Source organism: Microcystis aeruginosa LEGE 91341, from assembly GCF_015206885.1.
Lineage (GTDB): Bacteria > Cyanobacteriota > Cyanobacteriia > Cyanobacteriales > Microcystaceae > Microcystis > Microcystis aeruginosa_H.
Genome location: NZ_JADEXY010000222.1, coordinates 1 through 3,586, shown reverse-complemented (window position 1 = coordinate 3,586; position 3,586 = coordinate 1). Strand labels below are relative to the sequence as shown.

3 protein-coding genes and 1 pseudogene are annotated in these 3,586 nt (G+C 50.4%); 3 read left to right on the top strand and 1 reads right to left on the bottom strand.

Going from position 1 to position 3,586, the window contains the following annotated elements:
• Positions 1–301: 301 nt before the first annotated feature.
• From IQ234_RS20210 to IQ234_RS20200, 3 genes are all read left to right on the top strand, one after another.
• Complete coding sequence (locus tag IQ234_RS20210; protein ID WP_193958387.1) at positions 302–739, top strand: hypothetical protein; 438 nt, start codon at positions 302–304, stop codon at positions 737–739.
• Positions 740–863: 124 nt separating this feature from the next.
• Entirely contained in the window at positions 864–3,086 is a 2,223-nt protein-coding gene (locus tag IQ234_RS20205; protein WP_193958386.1) for a heavy metal translocating P-type ATPase, read from the top strand.
• 42 nt (positions 3,087–3,128) lie between these two features.
• The gene (locus IQ234_RS20200; protein WP_002742126.1) at positions 3,129–3,413 is read left to right on the top strand and encodes a hypothetical protein; all 285 of its coding nucleotides are present in this window, start codon (positions 3,129–3,131) and stop codon (positions 3,411–3,413) included.
• Between the two features lie 64 nt (positions 3,414–3,477).
• Here IQ234_RS20200 and IQ234_RS20195 read toward each other — a convergent pair.
• Positions 3,478–3,586, bottom strand: a pseudogene (locus IQ234_RS20195) (IS5/IS1182 family transposase); the annotation flags it as partial.

The following is a 3,586-nucleotide window of genomic DNA, read 5'->3' as shown; positions in this document are numbered from 1 at the left end:
ATAAATCCGAAAACAAACGATAGAAACAATAATGGGAGGGACTTTCAGTTAATTATTTATTAGTAGTTGATAATCTTCAAAAATGTTGCTGTACAAGGATCGACTTAAGACTTTTGCAAGAGGTCTAATCAGTCTTTAAAAACAGAATTTGATATTACTACCCAGTGAGGAAAAAAACCGATCCGCCTGAAAACTCTGGCAAAATTTCACTTTTTTTAGTACAATGACCAAAAGTTAATTTACCCCTTGCCGAAAAATGTTAAAAATTCCTAATAAAGCCGCCCTCTTAGCGGCTGTAACCTTGCTTTCCTTGCCCAGCTTGCCCATTAAGCCCGTTTTAGCCGAAGCACCCAGTCTAGGAAATGGCATTCTCTGCGTTGCTAGGGGGAAGACAGACAGAGGAACGAAAATCTATTTTTATACCTCTGTCATTGATAACGCATCGATCCAGAGAAAACGGCCCGTTGCCGTAACCATAGTGGAATCAGTGACGGACATTGCCGAAGGAGAGGTGGTGGTTATCGACAAAGAACGTCAATCTATCACGATTGATACCTTTGGAGCGGCTACTCCCCCACAAATGCAACCCGTGGGACTAGCTCTAACAACCTATCAGGGCAACAATACCTTTAAAGGCAAGAGTCAAGCTGGTACTCCTCTAAGCTTTAGTTTAGACAACAATGATCGCGTCTTTAAACTTCAGCACGGTAATGTCAACTATACTGGAGTCTGCCACTAATCTCGACGAAGTACAGACAGCCTGCTTGCAGACACGAGTTCCGGGTTGATTCCCCGTCTTCCCTCCTGACAAGAAAACGCCGTTTATGCCAGTGTCAAGCATATACCAACCAACACCCATAAAGATGACCCTCACAGATACGACAGAAAAAGTAATTGTCCAACCGGACATACTCAACGAAACCGCGGCAATTGTCCCCAAAGCTCACAGGTTTTCCCAAGACTATCAACTCCTTCACTCCCTCGAAGGGCGCTGGCGGGTCAAAATCGAGCGCCTGGGTTACGATCCTGACTATGCCAGCAACTTAGTGGCAATATTAGAAGATAGTAATGTAATCGGACAAGTTCGCTGCAATGAGGCGGCTGAGTCCCTGATTATTGAATACAATTACGAGGAAATTTCCCCCGAACAACTACGGGAATATATCCTACTCTCGATGGAAGAGGCCGATCTCGGCTATCTCCTAACCACCAAAGGAGCTACAGCACCAACATCCCACGAAATTAACTATTGGGAGCGGTTGGGCATTCCCGCTGCCAGTTTAGCCCTCGCTCTTGTCGCCTTTCCCCTAGAACTCCCCCCCTTGCTCGTTGGGGGGTTAATTTTAGCCGCCTGTCTGCCAGCCTACGGTCGAGCTTGGCAAGCCATCAGCGAAGAAAAACAATTGACCGTCGATTTCCTCGATTCCCTTGCCATCACCCTCAGCGCCGCCCAGGGCCATTTCATTCCCCCCGCCTTCATGATCAGTTTGATCGAATCTGGGGAAGTAATTCGCGATGTCACCGCTCGCTCTAGCGAACGGCAGACCCTAGATTTACTGGACAGTTTGGGCAAATACGCCTGGATCGAACAGGACGGCGTAGAAGTGCAAGTTCCCCTCAAAGACGTGAGAGAAGGCCATCTCGTCATCGTCTATCCGGGAGATTTAATTCCCATCGACGGCAAGATTATCCGGGGACAGGGACTAATTGACCAACAGAAACTGACGGGAGAATCGGTTCCCGTCCACCGGGAAGTAGATGATGAGGTCTATGCTTCCACCCTGTTAGTGGAAGGACAATTGGCAATTCTCGTGGAAAGGACGGGGAATAATACCCGCGCCGGGGTAGTCGTGGAACTGATGAAAGCCGCTCCCGTCCATGATACTCGCGTAGAAAACTATGCCGCCAAATTTGCTAATATTGCCGTGTTGCCCACCCTACTGATTGGGGCGGGCATTTTTGCTTTCACGGGAGATTTAGCCCGGACAACGGCGATTGTCACCCTCGACTTCGGCACTGGCATCCGCGTATCTGTCCCCACTGCCGTCTTAGCGGGATTAACCTACGCTGCCCGGACCGGGGTTTACATCCGCAGCGGCCGGGCGATCGAAATGTTGGCAAAAGTCGATTGCGTCGTCTTTGACAAGACGGGAACCCTGACCCAGGGCAATGCTTCCGTCACCGACATTCAAGTTACCGCCGAGGGAGTTACTCCAGCAGAAATTCTCTGTCTGGCGGCCTCGGCGGAACAGGGGTTAAGCCACCCCGTCGCCCATGCCATCGTCCAACAGGCCCAACAACAGGGGACGGCAACGAAAACCTGTGAGGAGTGGGATTATCGGGTTGGCTTGGGAGTGGTCGCCCAAATCGAAGGGCGGCAGCTACTGGTGGGGAGTAGCCGCTTTATGAAAACGGAAGGGATCGATATTAGTGCCAGTGAACAGTTTAAGACGGGAGGCGTTTCTCTGGCCTATGTGGCCCGGGATGGCATCCTCATTGGCGTTATCATGTATGCCGATCCGATCCGCACCGAAAGCCCCGGGGTAATTGCTGAGTTACACCAGCAGGGAATCAGCACCCATATGCTCACCGGCGATGTGCAGCAGGTAGCGGATGCGGTGGCCCAAGAGTTAGGAATGCGCCGGGATGAGGTCCACGCCCAAGCTTTCCCAGAACGGAAGGTGGAAGTGGTGCAGCAACTGAAAGCGCAAGGGAAAACCGTTGCCTTTATCGGCGATGGCATTAATGACTCCGCCGCTCTTGCCTATGCCGATGTCTCGATTTCCTTTGCCGCAGGGAGCGATATCGCTCGGGAAACTGCCGACGTGGTACTGATGGATAACGATCTCAGCGGCTTGACCCATGCGATCGGGATCAGCAAGCAAGTGATGGACATTATCTACCAAAATGCCTTAATTGTGGGCATTCCTAACCTGGGGGCGCTGGCGGTGGGGGTTCTCTTTGCCCTCGATCCGCTCCTAGCAATTATCATCAATAATGGTTCGGCTATTTTAGCCGGACTGAACGGCTTGCGCCCAGCCCTCGGTGGCGAGAAAACGACCTATCGAGATGCGGCGAACGTCTAACAGTCAAACAAAATCCAAAATCGAGCAAATTTGTGAGGTCTCATGGAATTTTTATTAGGTATTGAACCGATTTTCGCCCTAGGGGTTGGTTTGGCGGCACTGGCGATCGCACCCGCTATTGGGGCCTTAAGCAACCCTGAAACTGGGGAAAAGGTCGCCGAAACCGGGCGCGACATGACCAAACAGGGAATCAAGTGGGGCGCAGAAGCGGCTGACACCGTGCAAACCTATCTGGCTGAGGCCAGCGAATCCTGGAACGATCTGGTAGCGGAAGCACAGGCCGAAATCAGAACCGCTAAAAAAGCTAAGGCAACTAGCGAAAAATAGACAGTTAATAGTGAACAACTCATTCAGGAGGTTTTTATGGAAGAATAGACCTCCTGCAAAAGTCTTATTCAGCTACTTGATGATAGCCTAAAGCAAGTTCATAGTTGTAAATGCCAGCGATTAAATTAAATCTCAGACCAAAACGCCGTCTCCGATTCCTATATCTTGATGAT

Coding starts and splice junctions, on each gene's coding strand:
- IQ234_RS20205 (WP_193958386.1), top strand. CDS start 864: ATGACCCTCACAGATACGACAGAAAAAGTAATTGTCCAACCGGACATA.
- IQ234_RS20200 (WP_002742126.1), top strand. CDS start 3,129: ATGGAATTTTTATTAGGTATTGAACCGATTTTCGCCCTAGGGGTTGGT.